Source organism: Ignavibacteriales bacterium (genome assembly GCA_016709155.1).
Taxonomy (GTDB): domain Bacteria; phylum Bacteroidota; class Ignavibacteria; order Ignavibacteriales; family Ignavibacteriaceae; genus JADJEI01.
Genome location: JADJEI010000001.1, coordinates 1,108,949 through 1,129,481, shown reverse-complemented (window position 1 = coordinate 1,129,481; position 20,533 = coordinate 1,108,949). Strand labels below are relative to the sequence as shown.

At 35.8% G+C, this 20,533-nt stretch carries 13 protein-coding genes and 1 pseudogene; 11 read left to right on the top strand and 3 right to left on the bottom strand.

Annotation, left to right across the window (positions count from 1 at the left end; all coding sequences use genetic code 11):
* Window positions 1–21 precede the first annotated feature (21 nt).
* From IPH11_05740 to IPH11_05725, 4 genes are all read left to right on the top strand, one after another.
* Window positions 22–708, top strand: a complete 687-nt coding sequence (locus tag IPH11_05740; protein MBK6913176.1) for a prolyl oligopeptidase family serine peptidase — start codon at window positions 22–24, stop codon at window positions 706–708.
* A 33-nt stretch (window positions 709–741) separates the two neighbouring features.
* Window positions 742–957 carry a hypothetical protein gene (locus IPH11_05735; GenBank protein ID MBK6913175.1) on the top strand — a complete coding sequence of 72 codons (216 nt, stop codon included), beginning with the start codon at window positions 742–744 and terminating at the stop codon, window positions 955–957.
* A gap of 138 nt (window positions 958–1,095) precedes the next feature.
* Window positions 1,096–2,364: a glycoside hydrolase family 5 protein gene (locus tag IPH11_05730; GenBank protein MBK6913174.1), complete on the top strand. Its 1,269-nt coding sequence runs from the start codon at window positions 1,096–1,098 to the stop codon at window positions 2,362–2,364.
* A gap of 105 nt (window positions 2,365–2,469) precedes the next feature.
* Window positions 2,470–3,666: a hypothetical protein gene (locus tag IPH11_05725; GenBank protein ID MBK6913173.1), complete on the top strand. Its 1,197-nt coding sequence runs from the start codon at window positions 2,470–2,472 to the stop codon at window positions 3,664–3,666.
* Here IPH11_05725 and IPH11_05720 read toward each other — a convergent pair.
* Window positions 3,630–4,797: pseudogene (locus IPH11_05720) on the bottom strand (IS4 family transposase). The gene IPH11_05725 and the pseudogene IPH11_05720 overlap by 37 nt on opposite strands.
* Window positions 4,798–5,042: 245 nt before the next feature.
* Window positions 5,043–5,273 (bottom strand): hypothetical protein, encoded by a 231-nt coding sequence (locus IPH11_05715; GenBank protein MBK6913172.1) that lies wholly within the window; start codon window positions 5,271–5,273, stop codon window positions 5,043–5,045.
* A gap of 153 nt (window positions 5,274–5,426) precedes the next feature.
* Here IPH11_05715 and IPH11_05710 point away from each other — a divergent pair, with 153 nt between their 5' ends.
* Both IPH11_05710 and IPH11_05705 read left to right on the top strand, forming a co-directional pair.
* On the top strand, window positions 5,427–7,952 hold the full coding sequence (locus tag IPH11_05710) for a glycoside hydrolase family 3 C-terminal domain-containing protein (GenBank protein MBK6913171.1): 2,526 nt from the start codon (window positions 5,427–5,429) through the stop codon (window positions 7,950–7,952).
* A gap of 201 nt (window positions 7,953–8,153) precedes the next feature.
* Window positions 8,154–8,930, top strand: a complete 777-nt coding sequence (locus tag IPH11_05705) for an SGNH/GDSL hydrolase family protein (GenBank protein MBK6913170.1) — start codon at window positions 8,154–8,156, stop codon at window positions 8,928–8,930.
* A gap of 587 nt (window positions 8,931–9,517) precedes the next feature.
* Here IPH11_05705 and IPH11_05700 read toward each other — a convergent pair.
* Complete coding sequence (locus IPH11_05700) at window positions 9,518–10,000, bottom strand: hypothetical protein (GenBank protein ID MBK6913169.1); 483 nt, start codon at window positions 9,998–10,000, stop codon at window positions 9,518–9,520.
* A 267-nt stretch (window positions 10,001–10,267) separates the two neighbouring features.
* On the opposite strand from IPH11_05700, the gene IPH11_05695 reads away from it, so the two are divergent.
* The 5 genes from IPH11_05695 (at window position 10,268) to IPH11_05675 (ending at window position 20,532) form a co-directional block, all read left to right on the top strand.
* The gene (locus IPH11_05695) at window positions 10,268–11,044 is read left to right on the top strand and encodes a hypothetical protein (protein MBK6913168.1); all 777 of its coding nucleotides are present in this window, start codon (window positions 10,268–10,270) and stop codon (window positions 11,042–11,044) included.
* Window positions 10,963–11,895, top strand: a complete 933-nt coding sequence (locus IPH11_05690; GenBank protein MBK6913167.1) for a hypothetical protein — start codon at window positions 10,963–10,965, stop codon at window positions 11,893–11,895. The genes IPH11_05695 and IPH11_05690 overlap by 82 nt, the downstream gene beginning before the upstream one ends.
* 48 nt (window positions 11,896–11,943) lie before the next feature.
* Window positions 11,944–14,568, top strand: a complete 2,625-nt coding sequence (locus IPH11_05685) for a T9SS type A sorting domain-containing protein (protein MBK6913166.1) — start codon at window positions 11,944–11,946, stop codon at window positions 14,566–14,568.
* A 95-nt stretch (window positions 14,569–14,663) separates the two neighbouring features.
* Window positions 14,664–17,390, top strand: a complete 2,727-nt coding sequence (locus tag IPH11_05680) for a TonB-dependent receptor (protein MBK6913165.1) — start codon at window positions 14,664–14,666, stop codon at window positions 17,388–17,390.
* Window positions 17,391–17,409: 19 nt separating this feature from the next.
* Window positions 17,410–20,532 (top strand): hypothetical protein, encoded by a 3,123-nt coding sequence (locus tag IPH11_05675; GenBank protein ID MBK6913164.1) that lies wholly within the window; start codon window positions 17,410–17,412, stop codon window positions 20,530–20,532.
* Window position 20,533: the final 1 nt, after the last annotated feature.

Here is a 20,533-nt window from a genome sequence, read left to right as displayed (position 1 = left end):
ACATTTATTGCGCTAATAATTATGATTTATTCATCATCAGTAAACGCACAATCAGAAAGACAAACATTTAATAATTTTGAGAAGGAAATTAAACTGACACTAACGGCGAATTATCTTCTCTACCTTCCAATAGATTATAACGAATCAGATAGAGATTTTCCACTTGTACTATTTCTTCATGGATCGGGTGAAAGAGGAACTGATATTGAAAAAGTTAAAATTCATGGACTCCCTAAGTTAATTGGCGAAGGGAAAGATTTTCCATTCATTGTGGTTTCGCCGCAATGTCCCGATGATATTTTCTGGAATGTTGATGTTTTAATAGCATTACTTGATGAGATGGAATTAACATATCGTGTGGATAGAAATAAAATTTACGTTACCGGTTTAAGTATGGGTGGGCATGCGACATGGGAACTGGCACTAAGACAACCAAATCGTTTTGCAGCAATTGCTCCGGTTTGCGGCTGGGCTGATACTTCAAAAGCAAATACAATTTCTAAAATACCTATTTGGGTTTTTCATGGTGCTAAGGATAATGTTGTGCCTGTTAATGCTGCAGAGGATATGGTAAAAGCTCTTAAAAATTATGGTTCTAATGTTAAGCTTACAATATATCCTGAAGCTAATCACGATAGCTGGACTGAAACTTATAACAACGAAGAACTTTATGAATGGTTTCTTGAACAATCTTTAGAAAGAAAGTAAATGTTTAATGGATGTTGTTGATGGAAGATGTAAATGAAATTACTTAAAAAGATTAGATCATTTTTTAAGAATGATAATCTGATTGAAACTGAAAAATTTGTAATCGCACAAAAATCTTGTCCGCATTGTGCAAGTAGGGGACTTTTTGTTTTTAAGGACAACTCAATTCAAATATCTAAATCTACTTTTGAAATTAAACATTCAGATGTCACCCTGAACTCTTCGAAGGGTGAAGAACAAAACAATTAGGTTATGCTTCGACAGGCTCAACAGGACTTTCTGCTGTCATCATGATGAATAATTATTTTTTATAAATGATTGTAAGTAAAATAAATTTCAATTAGCGACTTTGATTTTTAACAAATCTTTCAAAAGGTAAAAATAAAAATGGATATTTATAAAATTAACCAGTTGCTAAAAAAGTCACACTTCGACAATCTCAGTGTGACAAAGATAATCTATCTATTTACATTTACATTATTTTTTATAAGCTCCGCTTTTTCGCAAGATGGATTTGTATCCGTAAAAGGGAAAGAAATTGTAACTCCCGATGGTAAACCAATTTTGTTAAAGGGAATGAATCTTGGCAACTGGCTTGTACCGGAAGGTTATATGTTTCACTTTCAAAAAGTAAGTTCACCAAGAATGATTTATGATTTATTTGATATTTTAATTGGCGAAGAAGATGCAAATCATTTCTGGGATTCATTCAGAGAAAATTACATCACTAAAGAAGATATTCATTTTATAAAAAGTCTTGGATTCAACTCAATCAGAATTCCATTTAACTGGAAATTATTTATTACTGAATATCCAGAAAGAAAATTAGAAGGAGTTGGTTACGCATTATTAGATCGAGTAATCAAATGGTGCAAAGAAGAAAATCTTTACGTAATAATTGATATGCACTGTGCACCTGGCGGTCAAACCGGTGACAACATTGATGATAGTTATGGTTATCCATTTTTGTTTGAAAGTCCTGCGAGCCAGCTTCAAACAATAAAAATCTGGCATAAGCTTGCAGAAATTTATAAAGATGAAACAATAATAATTGGTTATGATTTATTAAATGAGCCTATCGCACATTATTTTGATAAAGATAAATTAAACTTAACACTTGAACCGCTTTACAAAAGAATAACTGAATCAATAAGAGAGGTTGATAAAAATCATATAGTGTTTCTCGGCGGCGCACAGTGGAATACAAATTTTGAACCTTTCGGTCCCCCGTTTGATGATAAACTTGTTTATTCATTTCACACGTACTGGACAGAAGTTAAACAAGATGTTATTCAGCGCCACGTAGATTTAAGAGATAAATTTAATGCACCGATCTGGCTTGGGGAATCAGGTGAAAACACAAACGAATGGATAAGCGGTTTTAGAACTTTGCTTGAAGAAAATAATATTGGCTGGTGTTTTTGGCCTTACAAAAAAATGAATAGTGATCGAGGAATTGTTTCAATCAATCAACCGGAAAATTTTGATTTGATAATTAAGTTTGCTGAAGGCGGTGGACTGGATTATGGATACATCAGAGATAACAGACCCGATTTTGAAAAAGTTAGAGCGTCATTAAAACAGTATTTAGAAAATTGCAAGCTTAAAAATTGTGTTGTTAATGATGAATATATTAATGCACTTGGTGTTAAATAAAATATTCCAATGTCATCCTGAGCTCGTCGAAGGATGACTTAAATCATAAATGTTAGGTCACATTTCGACAAGCTCAATGTGACATTTTGTTTTAAGATATGCAAGATGAGAAAATTTTTTTTATTTATTTTAATACCGATTATCGTATTTGCACAATACGAGGATACTGGAATTAGAGGTAAATATTTTTCAAAAAAAATTTTTACTGAATCAGCAATTCCAAATTTTGAAACGAGTAAGAACAAACTTCCCTCGCCCATCTTAGAAAATAATCCTGAGCAAATAGAACTTTACTGGAAAACCTGGCAATTAGCTTTTGATCATTATAAAAATCCACCAACCGGTTCTCCATTTGTCTCTGCATATATTGATGAAGCATTTGCACCAAACATTTTCCAGTGGGATACTTTTTTTATGTTAATGTTTGCCCGTTATGCTGATCATATTTTTCCTGCAATTCAATCGTTAGATAATTTTTATTGCAGACAATATGAAAATGGTTACATCTGCAGAGAAATTGTTGAAGCTACCGGAGAAGATTTTGTTTATGAAGGTAGAGAACACACAGTTAATCCGCCGTTGTTTAGCTGGGCTGAAATGGAAAATTTTAAAATCACCGGTGATAAATCCAGGTTTAAAATTGTACTCCCGGTTTTAGAAAAATATGCTGAGTGGTTAGAACAGCATCGTAAAAAAGAAAACACAAAACATAATCTTTACTGGCAAACCGGTTTAGGTTCTGGAATGGATAACACCCCACGTAGCGGCTCAGGTTGGGTTGATATGTCAGCTCAAATGGTGATGATGTATAATGATATATCTGAAATGTGTAATCAAATATTGCTTGATCCAAATCTTGAACCTGAACTTCAACTTGAACTCTCAAATAAATCAAAATTGTTTAAAGATAAAGCTGATAAAATTTCTGCATTAATAAATAAATATATGTGGAATGAAGAGGATGGACTTTATTACGATGTTGATGATGAAGGCAATCAAGTAAAATATAAAACTGTTGCTTGTTTCTGGCCTATGCTTGCTGGAGTTGCTGACAAAAATAAAGCTGATAAACTTTTACAAAATTTAAAAGATCCACATACATTCTGGAGAAAAATTCCTTTCCCTTCTTTATCTGTTGATGATAAACATTTTAAAGCTGAAGGTGAATATTGGCTTGGCAGTGTTTGGGCTCCAACTAACGTAATGATAATTAAAGGCTTGGATAAATTCGGAGTTAGTAATGATTTTGCTTCACTACTGTCCGGTTATAAGTCGAATAAGGACAATTGGTTATCGTTATAGTTAATTTCATTTAAGTAATTGGAATCAGAAAACATTGAAATAATGGGAGTTTTCTCAAAAACTGATATACTAATCAATTGTAAAAAAGTGTAGAGTGAGTACTCTATTTTTAATTTTTTCTTTATGATTGCAAGAAGGACGTAAACAGAAATAGCAATACAAACTTGTGTCTTAACAGCATTAGAAGTATTACCATAAAAAGATTTAATCTTAAGATTCTGTTTGATCAACTTAAAGAATAATTCAATCTGCCATCGTTGCTTAAAAAGATTAGCAATAGTTATAGCGGGCAGACGAAAATTATTCGTAAGAAAAACAAGTCGGCGATTGTTTTGAGAATCAAAATATTTAATGCGACGTAATTTTTCGGGATAATCTTTTGATGGATAGAAACCTTTAAGAAAAATAGATTGATCACAAATTAGTCCTAAGGATTTATCTACCTGGTGAGAATAAATTCTTTTGAACTGAAAATTAGATTTGGCTCTGGTAATAAAGTAAGCGCTATTGATGTTCAGATTATAGAGACGTTCGAAATCAATGTAACCTTTATCGACGATATAGAATGCGCCGATTTCTGTAATGAGCTCATCTAATATGTTAACATCGTGCACAGAGCCGTCAGTTATGCTTATAAACGATGGGTATTATTTTGCAGGTCTAAAAGTGTATGAATTTTTATAGCGCCTTTTGTCTTTCTAAATTTTGCCCAAGGAAATAAAGACAAACATAAATCTATTGTTGTTGAGTCAAGTGCGTAGATAGTTTCATCTAGTTCTTTGAAAAATTTATCGTCTCTATAAAGTTCTTTAGCTTGGTCTATAAGTATGTAGGCAAAGGTGGCATAAATTCTCCAATCTCTATTTTGATTAGCATCTGCTAAAGTTGATCGCGATATTTTACTTCTGATGCCAATATGATATAATTTATTTGCATAGCTCTGAGACAAGTTTCAATATCTCTTAAGGATTCTCTGTATGTTAATTGTGCAAATGTCATAACAAGAAATTGTTCCCAGCAAGTAAATGATTGAACTTTATAGTTACCTCGATATTTTTTAACGCAAGAATCAAAACTATATTTTGGTATATAATCCATAATTTGAGAAAAGATTGTTTGACCTTGATTCACCTTGTCGCTCCAATATTTTAATTTGTTGCGACAATTTTAATTTCAAATCGATAACAATGAAAATATTTAATAACATATTATATTTAAATATCTTACGGCTACTTCCCGTTCGAACAACCGGACAGTAGTGATTTTGCTTATAAGTTTAATGAGTTTGCAACTCTTGCAACCGAAGAATATTTAAATGGAATTTATCAAGTTTATAAAAAGACAGGAACTATCTGGGAAAATTATTCTTCCGAAGCTTACACTCGAGGAAGCTGGTCTCGCGCTGATTTTGTTGGCTGGACTGGCTGCGGACCAATCCAACTTTTAATTGAAAATATAATTGGTCTTCGTCCAAATGGAGTTAATAACTCTTTAACGTGGCATTTAACAAGAATTGATAAACATGGAATTGAAAATCTAAAATTTGGTAATGTTAATGTTTCAGTGATTGCTGAGAAAAGAGAAAAAGTAATTTCTCCAATTAACATCAAAGTTATTTGTGATAATGATTTTGAGTTAAACGTTGAACACGGAAATAACAATTATAAAAGTTTTAAAATCACTAAAGGTAAACACACCATAAAGATTGAGTAAATATTTTTAGTGAATTATTCATAAAACCTTTTAAAAGGATAAATGCGATGAAATCAAAACTACTTATTGTATTATCAATAATAGTAATAGCTTTTATATCACTAAGCTTTAAAGACAGTGGTGAAGGAATAAAAATGAAATCTGCTTATTTAAATAAATCTTTATGTATCGAAGAACGAGTTGAAGACCTGTTAAAGCGAATGACGCTTGAAGAAAAAATTGAAATGCTTGGCGGAACCGGGTTTGAAACAAAAGCTATTAAACGACTTAACATTCCACCATTAAATATGTCTGATGGTCCGCTTGGCGTCCGCTGGGATAATTCAACCGCTTTGCCATCCGGAATTTTACTTGGCGCAACCTGGAATCCAGATATCGTAACTGAGTTTGGAAAAGTTCTTGCGACAGAAACAAAAGCGAAAGGCAGGAATGTAATTCTGGCTCCTTGCGTTAACATTGCTCGCATTCCAATGGGCGGAAGAAATTTTGAAAGCTTTGGTGAAGATCCATTTCTTACTTCTCGCATTGCCGTTAATTATATAAAAGGTGTGCAGAAAGAAAATGTTGTTGCAACAGTAAAACATTTTGCAGCAAATAACCAGGAACATCAACGCGATTTTGTAAACACAATTGTTGATGAACGAACTTTGAATGAAATATACTTTCCTGCTTTCAAATCGGCAGTTGAAGAAGCAAATGTGCTTGCAGTTATGTGTGCGTACAATAAACTGAATGGTCCTTATTGCAGCGAAAATGATTTTCTATTGGTTGATGTATTAAAAAATAAATGGAAGTTCAACGGATTGGTTATGTCCGATTGGGGCGCTGTTCATACTTCTCTTCCTGTCTTTAACGGTGGATTAGATCTTGAAATGCCAGAGGGAAAATATTTAAACAAAGAAACTCTTCTAGATAAACTTAAAAGCGGCGAACTCAGCGTATCAAAACTTGATGATAAAGTTAGAAGAATCTTAAGAGTAATGTTTACAATTGGGTTGTTTGACGATTATAAATTTGATTCAACAAAAGTTAATACTGATGAGCATAAACAAGTTGCATTAAATATTGCAAAAGAAGGAATTGTATTATTAAAGAATGATAATTCTATTCTTCCATTAGATTTGAATAAAATAAAATCAATAGCCGTAATTGGACCTAACAGTAAAGTGGCAGTTACTGGTGGTGGTGGCAGTTCAATGGTTGTACCATTTAAATCTGTTAGTCCGCTTGAAGCATTGCAAAATAAAATAGGCAGCAAAGTAAAGATTAATTTTGCTCAGGGTTCGATGATCAATGGTGATACAAATCCAATTGACCCTAAATTTTTATTCACAGAAAAAAATCAAAAAGAAAATGGATTGAAAGGCGAATATTTTACTAATATGAATCTTGAAGGCGAACCGGTAAAAGTGATAGTCGATAATCAAATAAACTTTATGTGGAATGATGAGGGTCCGTTTGAAGATTTTCAAAAAGATAATTTTTCTGTTAGATGGACAGGATATGTAAAACCCGAAAAATCAGGAGCAATTACTTTTGATGTTGGTAGTGATGATGGTGTACGATTATATATAGATGATGAGCTTGTAATAAACGATTGGAACGATCATGCTTACTTAACCAATTCTTACAATAAAAAGTTAGTTGCAGGCAATCTTTACAAAATAAAATTAGAGTATTATGAAAACGGTGGCGGTGCCATAGTAAAATTTGGATGGAGAAAACCAAATGATCAATTGATTACTGATGCAATTACAACCGCAAAGAATTCTGATATTGTAATAATTTTTGCTGGGACAAATGCTAATTATGAAAGCGAAGGATTTGACAGAAAAGATTTGGTGCTTCCAAACGAACAGGATGATTTAATTAGAGGAGTTGCAGATGTAAATCCAAATACAATTGTTGTCTTAACAACCGGCTCACCTGTTTTAATGGATAAATGGTTAGATAATGTTGATGGCTTGATTGAAGCATGGTTTGCAGGTGAACAATCTGGCAATGCAATTGCAGAAGTTTTACTTGGAGAAACTAATCCATCCGGCAAATTACCATTGACTTTCCCAAAACGATGGGAAGATTGTTCTGCTTATGATACTTATAAAAAATTAGACAGCACAACAGTTTATGAAGATGGAATCTATGTTGGTTACAGACATTTTGAAAAGAATAATATCAAACCACTTTTCCCTTTTGGGTTTGGTTTAAGTTATACAACATTTAAATACAATGACTTAAAATTGTCATCAAAAGAAATCACAAAGAACAATAAATTAACTGTAACATTAAAAGTTGAGAATACGGGAAATGTAAAAGGGAGTGAAGTTGTTCAGCTTTACGTTAAAGATGTACAATCAAGTGTTGATCGCCCAGTGAAGGAATTAAAATCATTTAAGAAAGTAAGTTTAAATCCTGGCGAAGAAAAAACTGTTGAAATGATAATTGATAAATCAGCGCTTTCATTCTTTGATCCCAAAACAAAAGGATGGACTGCAGAAAATGGTGAGTTTGAAATCTTAATTGGAAGTTCATCACAGGATATTAAGTTGAGAGAAAAATTTAGTTTGAAGTAATATTTTGAAAAGAGAATTCTTTTTTAGTTTCATATATAATTTCATTGTGGTGATCCTACTTTTTTTTCTTCTAGAAGCAGGTACAAGAATATTTTATCCTGAAATAAAACTCCCCGGCACACAACAATCGTTATTAAAGAATAGCGTTTTTTATGATTCGCAGGGATATAGCCAAACTCATTTGGACTAAGTTCCGATGTATTGAAACGAGTTGATGAATCAGGATTCTTGCAATACTCATCCGGAAGAAAATCAAAAAATAAAATTTTATTTCTCGGAGATTCTGTCACGATGGGTATCGGAGTAGAAAATGATTCGACATTTGCGGGCATACTTAATAATTCGTCTGCTATGATTACAATTCTTAACCCTTCCTTAATCGGGTATTCAAGTCACGACTACAAAAACATTGTCAAAAAGTTAATTGATGATGAAAAAAATGAATCAGGAATAAAACACATTTACATCTTCTGGTGTTTGAATGATGTTTACTCCAACCTTCCCGTTTCCGATTCACCTGAAATTGCAAATGATTCCTTTTGGAATGAGATAGTAATTTTCCTGCGGAATAATTACCATTTCTATCATTTGCTCAAGAGCATTATTTCGGATCGCCCAAAAGCTTATTATCTATATGATAAAAACTTTTATAAAAGAGAGGATAAACATTTCAAGCAAGCTCTTAACGATTTAATTGAAATTGATAGCCTCGCAAAAGAAAACCAATTAAATGTTAATTTATTTTTACTGCCTTATGAATATCAGTTGCGTGATAATTTATACAGACAAAGAAACTCCCCCCAAAAATTATTAACTAAGAAATTAAAATTCTCAAGTATAAAAACTCACGATTGCGCTGCTGCTTTTAATATTGATGAAAATGTTGACGACTACTATCTCTTCGGTGACGGGATTCATTTTTCTATTCTAGGGCATAAGGCTATGGCAAAATTTATAGCGCAGCAAATAAAAAATTGAACACCAATAAATAAAAGTCCCGCTTTTTAATAAGGGACTTTTTTTATAAACGCTGCGGATGGCAGCGGCACCGGTACTGAAAGAGACATTATCGGTACTGATAGAGGCGTCATCTGTACTGGTGGAGACTTCACTGGTACTGATTTAGACATCATCAGTACTGATGGAGATTTCACTGGCACTGATAGAGATGTAATCAGTACTGGTTGGATCACCACTGGTACCGACGGAGACATCACTGGTACTGGTTGTGACATCACTGGCACTGGTTGTGACTTCACTGGTACTGGTGGAACCATTTTCAGTACTGGTGGAGCCGCGCCTGGTACCGGTGGAGGAATAATCTGTACGGGTGACGATGCCACTGGCGTAGAATGTCTGATAAACTGTGCGAAAACAAGCGATTTTCGAGACTTAGGATGATTTTTAGAGGAAATAGTTGCCGGGTGGAATTTATTTTTATAACTGCATAATGGCTGCTTTTTTGAAACGAGGAAGATGTCTTTTTTTTAATAATTTGCTTAGCGAAAAGTACTTCTTATAAAGAGCCTCGCTTGGTAGGCAGGACTTTTTTTTGATGTTCAAATTCAATGATGGAAATAAAAAATTTCAACATCATTAATAGAAGAACCGGAATAATATCCGAGACCAAATGAAAGTGCAAATGCTATTAAAATGCCGTAGCCGCCTAATTCGCTACTTGAGCCAAGTGAAAGAGCAACACCCAGCGCAGCGGAAAATACAATTCCGAATATTATCCCCACTATTGTACTTCTCGTAGTGTTTTCTATTTCGATGTAATCCAATTCACTAATTAAAACATTGAGCGTATCTGATAACTCTTCCCGGACATAAGTTAATGTATCACCTGAAACATTCAACCAATCAGCTGACACTTCCTTTCCATCAACAAATTGGATTTCAGAATTAAAATGTGCGCCAAGATAGTTGATTTTATTTAATGTCTGAATTGATTGAGTTGTGTCGTAAGGCTTTTCTAAATAATAGGGAGAGGTACAGCTAATGAAAATTGTAGCGGTCAAAAAGACAATGAAGATTTTTCTTAGCATTGTTAATTCCACAGATTACTTATTCATTAAAAGCACAATTATTAAATATTAATCCTTTACAATTCTAAATTAGAAAAATTCCCTTACTCGTATAAATTCTTTTACAGGATAAGGTTTATTAAAATAATAACCTCTGCTTATCAATTTAATAAGCAATTGTAGTTCTCACTTACTAAACCTATAAAAAAAGAGCAAACAGCAATACGATTGAAGTATTTTTGCTGGCATTATTTCTGCCTTAAAAAATGAAAAAAAATCCGGCTAAAATTGATAGGCACATTCAGCACTTTTGATGGTTTAATTCTGTTCGGCTACTTGATAGTAGTTTTGAGCATTGGCTTTTATTCATCAAGGAAAAAAGATAAAAGTTATTCAGACTATTTTCTTGCTGGAAGAAATATGGGCTGGATAACCATAGGCATTACAATTTTTGCTACAAATATTTCGAGTGAACATTTTATTGGATTAGCAGGCTCAGGTTCTGCAAGAGGATTAGCTGTCGGGCAGTTCGAGTTAATGGCGATTTTTATTTTAATATTTCTCGGATGGTTCCTGGCGCCGATTTTCTTAAAATCAGGCGTAGTAACAATGCCTGAATTTTTAGAGCAGAGATTTGATAGAAGGATAAGAAAATTTTTTGCAGCGTTTTCGATTTTAATTTATCTGTTTACTAAAATTCTTGTCACACTTTTTGCAGGCGGATTACTTTTCTATAATATTTTCGGATTGAACATTTATACTTCATCAATAATAATAGTTTTGATAACCGGACTTTATACCGTAATCGGCGGCGCAAATGCAGTAATGCGCACACAGATGATACAAGGTTTGGTGCTGATTGCCGGCGCAAGCGCTTTGTTGTTTTTCGGATTGGATAAAGTAGGCGGCTTCAGCGGACTTGAGCAGAAACTGCCGGGTGATTTTTTTAATATGTTCAAACCTATCAGCGACCCGGATTATCCGTGGACGGGGATAATTTTGGCGCACCTATTATTGCATTCTGGTACTGGTGCACGGATCAATATATCGTTCAGAGAGTTTTGAGTGCAAGGTCTTTGAATGATGCACGACGTGGTTCATTGTTAGCTGCGCTCTTAAAAGTGCTTCCTATTTTTGTATTGGTGGTTCCCGGTCTCATCGCTGTTGCTCTCTATCCTGAAATTAACGGCGATGAGGCGTATTCATTTTTAATTGCAAGTAATATTCTTCCTTCGGGAATAAAGGGGTTAGTGATCGCAGGATTATTGGCGGCTATTATGTCTTCACTCTCCGGTGTATTTAACAGTACAGCGGTTTTATTCACAAATGATTTTTATAAATTAAAGCATCCCGAAGCAAGCGATAGAAAATTAGTATTAGTTGGAAGGCTTGCGAGTACGGCAATTGTCGTTGCCGCTATTTTGACTGTTCCATTAATGAAAATGCTTAACTCACAGATTTATTTATTTCTTCAATCAGTGCAGGCATTTGTAGCCCCTCCTATAACGGCAGTATTTCTTGTCGGAATATTTTTCAAAAATATTAATGCTAAGGCTGCTATTTACACATTAGTTATAGGAGAGTTTATCGGATTGGGAAGATTGCTCACTGAATTATTAATTAAATGGAACGTTGTTGATAACCCTATATTTAACTGGCTCGTACAAATCAACTTTTTACACTTCGCAGTTTTTCTTTTTATCAGCAGCACAGTTCTGATTTTTAGTTTAAGTTTTATATTCAGGGCAAGAGAGGTAAAGCAAAGCAATAGATTGCAATTTTCACTGAACGAAAATTTTTCTGAATTAATGCTGGCTTTTCCATCATTTAAAAAAGTAAAAGATATTAGAATGAATTTAATTATGTCAGGGGTGATAGTACTGATAGTAGTAAGCGTTTGGAGTTTGTGGAACTAAACAGAAAATAATAAATAACTAACTTTAACAAACAAAAGGAGAAACAAAATGAAAAGATTTTTAACAGTTCTTTTCATATTATCCGTTGTGTCTATCTCTCAGGCGCAATGGGTTGTTCAAAATTTCGACAATGCGGTTGGTCCCTTTTTTCTTGACCCGCCTGAGTTGAATGTGAACTGGTTTACCAATGGCACTGCTAGTTTTATGAACCTTAGTAATGATCCCGACCATTATGAAGGCACGGGATCAATGAAGGTTGATTATTCTATCGAAGGTGCCGAAGGCTGGGGCGGCTATGGCGTAAGGACCACATATACACCCGGCAATACAGATGCTCTACCTTATCTTGATTTTTCTACCGGCACTCATCTAAGTATGTGGTATAAAGTTACTAATCCGGTTGCATTTAGTCAGGATGGTACATTTTTTATGGAAGTCAAGCTTGCCGAAATTAATGCCGCAGGTGAAAGAGACCTTTGGCTGCATCATACAGCAATTGATTTTTCAGATGTTTCAGGCGGTTGGATAAATGTCTTGATGCCATTAGTAGAGATAGAACAAGGAGGTGACAATACCCAGGGATTTGTATATCAATTCGCTGATGGCGATGGTACTCTCCAACTTGATAAAATTAAAGGATTTGAAATGGCGTTTGTTTATCTAACAGCAGGCGGCGGAACACCTCCCCCAACTGCCTCGGGTTCAATTCTTTTAGATAAAATGGAAGTAATCGGAAGCCGCTATACACCACTTCATACTTTTGATGATACTCCTTCCGACTTTTTTGTAGTTGATGCTTTTACAGGTTCCGCTACATTATCCAATAACAATTCGGACTATGTTGAAGGAACAGGTTCTATGGAGTTAGATTATACGGTTAACTGTTCCGAAAGCTGGGGCGGTTATCTTAACATGCAAAGAAACCTTGCAGCCCCTCCTGATAGTTTTGGAAACAGAACTGCATTAGATCTTTTTATAAAAAATCCTACTCCTCATGTTGGAACAAACGATCGTTTAACAATGCGCTTCTTTGTTATAGAGAATAATACCGGTGTAAATGAGGACTGGGTTTTAGAGGTTCCAATTGATCTTGACCAGGCTTCGGAATGGACAAGATATTATATGCCATTGGATACCGGACTGATCTGGACAGATCCTGACGGGCATCAGCACTTTCCGAATGACGGCTTTGCTCAACCCTGGTGGAATCCTCAAGGTGATCAGCAATTTAACCCCACCTCAATAGTTGCCTGGAAAATTGAACTTTCGGGTGGAGGTAATGAGTATGGAACACAAGGTGAACAACTATCAGGAACTCTTTTGTTCGATGTTCTTCAACAATCAGGTTTCCAATTTGATGATCATGAGCCTCCTCCGGCTCCTCAATCCATTGCAGTATTTCCCGGCACAAATACTAACTTAGTAACCTGGGCTGATGTACCTGATGAATCAGGTGAGCATTATGATGTTTATGCAAGCAATAATCCTATTACCGATATTACAGCTCCCGGTGTTGATTTAATTGCTCCTAATATTCCCGAAGATATTCAGGTTTATGAACATTTACTATTATCTCCTAAAGTAAGTGAATCAGTAACTTTTTACTACGCAATCGTATGTACCGATTTTGCTGGAAATATCGGCGAACCCGGATTTTCCGGCGGTACAACAAACGATGCTGTTGGAGTTGCTGTAGTTTCATTTGATATTCCAAACTTTGTCGCTGATGGCGACTTAGGCGAATGGCAGGGAATTCAGGAATTCAAAATGTATGCTGATGATACCGATCCTTTTGGTCATCCTCAATATACTATCGAAGACGATGCTGATTGTTCTGCATCAGCATGGTTAGCTATAGACCAGGAATATTTATATGTAGCTTACGATGTAGATGATGATGTTTTTTACCCTGTTGATGCAACTTTAGGTTCCTGGTTACTTGATGCACCTGATTTATTTTTAGGGCTCTATAATTGGGAAGGGGCAATGCATGCTTCCTATCAACGTGGAGACAATCCTGACTATCACCTAAGATTCAATGAGCAGCTTGCCAGAAATGATGACGGCACAGCTTCTTATGATTCGCTTCTTGTTGAAGGTCCAAATTATTTCTTTGGTGAAAAATTCCCTTCAGGCTATGTAGTTGAAGCGAGAATTTTACTGAGTGATCTTGCAACAAAAAGAAATGATCCGAATGCAACTACAGATAGAATATATATTACTCAGGGAATGAGAATTCCGGTTGATTTTGGTATTAATGATAATGATGGAGACCCTGTTGCACAACGAGAAGGCATAATGTTCTACTCTGCAACAAATCAGGATGTGGGTTGGCAGCATCCAAATAAATGGTCATATACCTGGGCAGAAGACTGGGTATTGGATGCAGGAAACGACGGACAGGTAGTAACCAATTACAGCTTGTCGCAAAATTATCCTAATCCATTTAACCCGACTACACAGATTCATTACTCAATTGAAAAAGCCGGTAATGTTTCATTAAAGGTTTATGATGTCCTTGGTCGTCAGGTAGCTGAGTTAGTGAATACTAATCAGGCTCCGGGTCAATACACAGTAAACTTTAATGGTGAATCACTCGCTTCCGGTGTTTATCTATTCAAGATAGAAAGCGGTTCGTTTACCGATACTAAAAAAATGATTTTAATGAAGTAACTTGATGATAAAGGCAGTCTCTGAAAAAAGAGACTGCCTTTTATTTTATTCATAATAGTTTTAATCTGATTAAATAAGAAAATATTGGCAAGAGTATGACAAGAAAATTACTATGCATCTCGTTTAAGTTTTCATTGATCGCAGTTATTATTTCACTGCTTCTTTTCTCTGAATTTATATTTGCTGGAACTACAGGAAGGGTGAGGGGCAAGATAACAGATCAGGAAACAGGTGAACCGATTGTCGGTGCAAATGTTATTATAGAAGGGACTTATTTTGGTGCAGCCGCGGATCTGGAAGGAGATTATTACATTAATAATGTTCCTCCCGGCACATATACTTTAATTGCAAGTGCAGTTGGCTACAACAAAGTAAGAATCGAAAAAGTTGTTATTAAAATAGATCTCACAACTGAAATTGATATTCAATTAAGTTCCGGGGCAATCACACTTGGGGAAGTTGTTGTGGAGGCAAAACAACCAATGATAACGAAAGATCTTACTTCCACTTCCACTATTGTTTCCTCCGAGGATATTAAAATGATGCCTGTTGATAATATGCAGGCAATCGTTAATCTTCAGGCAGGGGTAGTTAATGGACACTTCCGCGGCGGTCGAAGTGATGAAGTAGCTTACCTTGTTGACGGTATCCCTGTTAATGATGTGTTTAACGGCTCACTTGGAATTGAGGTTGAGAATAGTTCAATCAGACAGATTGAAGTTATCAGCGGAACTTTTAATGCGGAATACGGTCAGGCGCTTTCCGGTGTTGTAAATATTGTAACGCAGGATGGTTCTCAAAATTATGAAGGCACTGCTTCAGCATACATTGGAAATTATTTTACTGATCACACCGATATTTTCTGGAATCTTAATAAAGTAAATACAAGCGGACCGAAGGATTTACAATTTAGTTTAAGTGGTCCCACAAAACTTTTAGATGGACTTACGTTTTTTGCTACAGGCAGATATTTTACCGATGATGGTTCGCTTTACGGCAAACGGGTTTATAACATTGGCGATCTTCCTCCAACAATTCCTGATGAAAGTCATCCGGAAATCTTTATTAATAATAATACCGGTGATGGTGCTTTTGTATCTATGAATCCTTATGAAAAGAAATCCTTTAATGCTAAGCTCACCTATAATCTCGAAAGCTGGAAATTCAGTTATAGTTTTTTCTTTGATGACACATGGAATAAATATTACAATCATTCACAGCGGCTTGCTCCTGATGGATCAAAAAATCATTACGGAACAAGTGCGATAAATAATTTTCAGATTTCTTTTTTCCCATCACAGAGTACTTTCGCAACTTTAAAATTCAGTTCCAATCTTAATAAATATTGGGGTTATTTATATCCCGATGAACTTGATGCCCGCTATATTGACCCGAATGTACACAACGCTATTTCAAGTTATACTTTTAATTATGGCGGCAATGAAACAGATAGATATGATAGATACACTCAATCCAATCTCGCAATGTTTGCGATTGAATCACAGTTGAACAAAGAACATAAAATCAAATTAGGCATTGAATCAAGATTTCATGAAATTGTGAATCACTGGAAGAACATGCGAAATTTAACTGAAGGTCAAATAGATTCACTTGGAAATGCGATCTTCACCCCGGGCTACAGCGAGGAAGGAACCGCAGAGCATGTTTATTATTTAAGGAGACCCTATGAATTTGCCGGGTACATTCAGGATAAAATGGAATACGATATTATGATCATTAATGCCGGTGTACGATTCGATTATTTTAATTCTAACACAACTTTACCAATTGATTTGGAAAACCCGCTTGACAATCCCAATTTCTATGATACCACCATTGCAAAATATGGAACTTTAGATCCAAGAAAAGCAGAAGCGGAATGGCAAATAAGTCCAAGACTTGGAGTGTCGTTCCCGATTTCGGATCAAGGTGCTATTCACTTTTCTTATGGTCACTTTTTCCAAATACCAAGTTTCGAAAATTTATACGTTAACAACGCATATATTATTGATCAAACAACAGGTGTTAATAATGTAATCGGCAATCCTGAACTCAAAGCACAAAAAACTGTTAAGTACGAAATAGGATTACAGCAAATTTTATTTCCAAATATCTCTGCTGACATAACCGCATATTACAGCGATATTAGAAATTTACTTGGCTTGGAAATTCTGGAAACTTATGAAGGCTTCACATACGGTCGATTCATTAATAGAGATTATGGAAATGTTAAAGGATTAATTTTAACAATTGAAAAAAGACATTCCGATTTATTTAGCGCAAAAGTTGATTACACTTATCAACTTGCTCAAGGCAATGCATCCGATCCGTATCAACTATTCTACAATAATCAATCTGACCCTCCCGTTGAAGAAACAAAGAAGTTGGTGCCGCTAAATTGGGATCAATCCTCTACACTTAATATTTCTTTAACCGTAGGAGATTTATCCGATTGGAGTGTGGGATTAATTTTTAATTATGGAACCGGTTCCCCCTACACAGTTGATCCGCGTTATACAAGAGGACTCAGGTTCGAAAACAACGGCAGAAAACCGTCAATTGTCAACCTTGATCTGAAGGCAACAAAAACATTTGATGTTTTCGGACTCTACATTAATAGTTATTTGATAGTTTACAACGTGCTTGATATTAAAAATGAATATGGAGTAAGTGGCTCAACCGGGCGTGCAGGAATTGACCTTGCTGCCGAGGAATATACAGGCACAATTTTCGGATTAAATACCAAAGAAGAATATTTGAAAGTCCCTACAGATTATTCTTCCCCAAGGCAAATAAGAATTGGGTTTGGAGTAGGATTTTAAATTATATGGAGCTTAAATAATGAAAAACAATTTTTTACTTGCTTTAATCCTGATTATATTTTCCACCACCCTGCTTGCACAGGTTGATCCTCAGACGCAATTATACCGGGACGATCCGCTTGGCGATAAAACTTATCGTAAAAAAGGTATTCTCGATGGAAATCTAATCAGAACAATTTTTAGAAATGATGGACAGGTTGGCTCCTGGCCGGATAGACCTTCCGGTGAGTGGCCCAAAGGTACCGGGCATAGCTATCTTGATGGCTGCACTCCAATTGTAACTGCAAAAGTTATTGCCCCCGGTAATAATCAGGTTATTCATCCTGCCCAAACCTCTTACAGAGAGGAGGTTGATATTGATCCTTCTACCGGTGAGCTATGGGTTGTTGAACCTGTGCCCGGCTATGTTAATTCTTCCTCTGAAGAACCTGCTATCAGTACTAAATCTTCCACCTGGCCTGAATCCTGGCCTGACGCCCTACCTCGAATTACTTCCGAATGGGATGGATTTTGGTATGGTTATTTTGGAAGGGGGGTTCTTAACGCCGATGTTGAAGCATTCTATGTTTACGATGACTCGAGAGATAAAGAGTTTAACAGGCCACCTTATTCTTATCAACCAATTTTATCTGCTCCTGAAAGAGGAGGACTGGGGATAAGAGTTGAAACACGAGGCTTTCAATGGTCTCATGTACTTGCCGAAGATATTGTTTTTTGGCATTATGAAATTTTTAATCTTGCTGATGCTGATTATGATTCTACACTGTTTGGATTTTATTGCGATACAGGAGTTGGCGACCTTGACGATGGTGCAGATGATAATGCTAACTATAATACTTTATTAGATCTGACTTATGCTTTTGATAACGATTTAAAAGCTCCTCCGGATAATTGGGTGCCAGGTTATGTTGGTTATGCGTTTCTCGAAAGCCCGGGAAACTCTTTTAATGGAATTAATGACGATGAGGATACTGATATAAATGGTGCCCCTATGGTGGATGAAAAAAGAGATGACGGATTTGATAATGATGGTGATTGGATTCCGTTCCTAGATATAAATGCAAATGGTATTTGGGACGCAGAGGAAAATGAGCCCCTGAATAGTGACGTTGGACAGGATGGTGTTGGTCCGTTCGATCCTCAATACACTAATCCGGACGTCGGAGAGGGTGATGGAGTCCCAACTTTAGGCGAACCAAATTTTGATATTACTGATAAAGATGAATCTGATCAAATTGGTTTAACAAGTCTTGCAATTGAAAGATTAACAAACAAAGGACCAACGGCAATCTGGCCTAAGAATGATGATGTAATCTGGGAAAAAATGAATTATACAACATTCGATACAACAATTCAAAATTCGAATATTCAAATTCTTTTTGGCTCGGGTCCTTTCCCGCTTAAAATTAATACAAGTGAAAGGTTCTCAGTTGCACTTGTTTTTGGAACTGAGTACGAAGACATGGTTTTCAATAAAGAAACTGTTCAGCAGATTTATAATGCAAATTATAATTTTGCCAAGCCTCCTTATAAACCAACTTTAACTGCCGTTGCCGGAGATAAAAAAGTTTTTCTATTTTGGAATAGTATTTCAGAAGAATCCCGCGATCCGTTTTTAGGATTTGAACAGGGAAACCCTACGCTCGGATATAAAAAGGATTTTGAAGGTTACATGATTTACAGAAGCCAGGAAGCAGAGTTTCAGGATATCAAAAGCATCACTGATTCTAAAGGTGAGCCAAAGTACTGGAAACCAATCGCACAGTTTGATCTTAAGGATGGGATTGAAGGACCGGATCCTGTCGGAATTAATGGTGCTCATTTCTGGCGCGGAGATGAAACTGGACTGCAGCATTCTTATATTGATGAAGATATAGTCAATGGACAGAAATATTACTACGCACTTGTTGCTTATGACCAGGGAGATCCTTTATTAGGTACAAAAGGACTTATCCCTTCTGAAAACACGAAAATCATCACCGAAGATCTTGTGGGCAATGTTCAGTTTGTAGATATTAACACCGCTGTCCTTGTTCCGAATGCACCGGCGAGCGGTTATATCCCGCCGCAAATCATCGGCGATCTCTCAAGAGTAACTGAGGGATTTGGTACTGGTTCAATGGATGTTGTGCTGCTAAGTCAAGCTGAAGTCAAGGATGGGGCTGTATATAAAGTTATTTTTACCGGCGTTGATACAATTCCATATTATCGAACTAAATCTTACACTCTGACCAGAGAATTAAACGGAGTTATAGATACTATCTTTGCAGAAATAGATTCTGCCTCCTTTAGCGGGAGCAAATTAGGGACTCCTTTTGATGGTATATCGGTAATTATTAACAATGCTGATTCCGTAGCCGTTGATCAGGATAATACTGGATGGCTAACTGGCTCAAGTACCTTGAATATGCCTGTTTCAGAAGACAGTGAATATCCTGATTATGATTTACCATGGCCTTCAGATTATGAAGTTGAATTTCTGGGTGATTATAGTGAATCCACAAGATTTACAGGTATTCCGATTAACTTTGTTGCAAGAAATGTTACTGGTGGATATGATATTGGTATAGAATTGTTAGATAAGGATGAAAGCGAGACTTTAACTTTAGGCGATGAAATTCTACTTCTAGAAAATAGTTCAACTTTAGAAACAAGAAAGTATGTGTGGAAAATCGGGTGGTTCGAACCTATTGGAATTCCATTTACAGTTTTCCCCGAAGCGGGAGATATATTCCGTATTCAAACTAAAAAATACTTTAACACAGGAGATTATTTCGTCTTCAGTACTAAATCTGCTGAGGTTGATAATACTAAAGCAAAAGATGATCTTGATAAAATTGGAGTGGTTCCTAATCCATACATCACGTCGAATAGCTGGGAGCGAAGAAATCTCAATCAAACCGGGCGCGGTGAAAGACGAATTGATTTTATTAACCTGCCCGCAGAGTGCACGATCAGGATCTATACCGTTGCAGGAGCGCTTGTGAAAACTCTGTATAAAAATACCAGTGCGACTGAAGGCGCTATTTCATGGAATCTTGTCTCGGAAGATGGCATGGATATAGCTTATGGATTGTACGTCTATCACGTTGATGCCCCCGGGGTTGGTGAAAAGATCGGCAAATTTGCGATAATTAAATAAG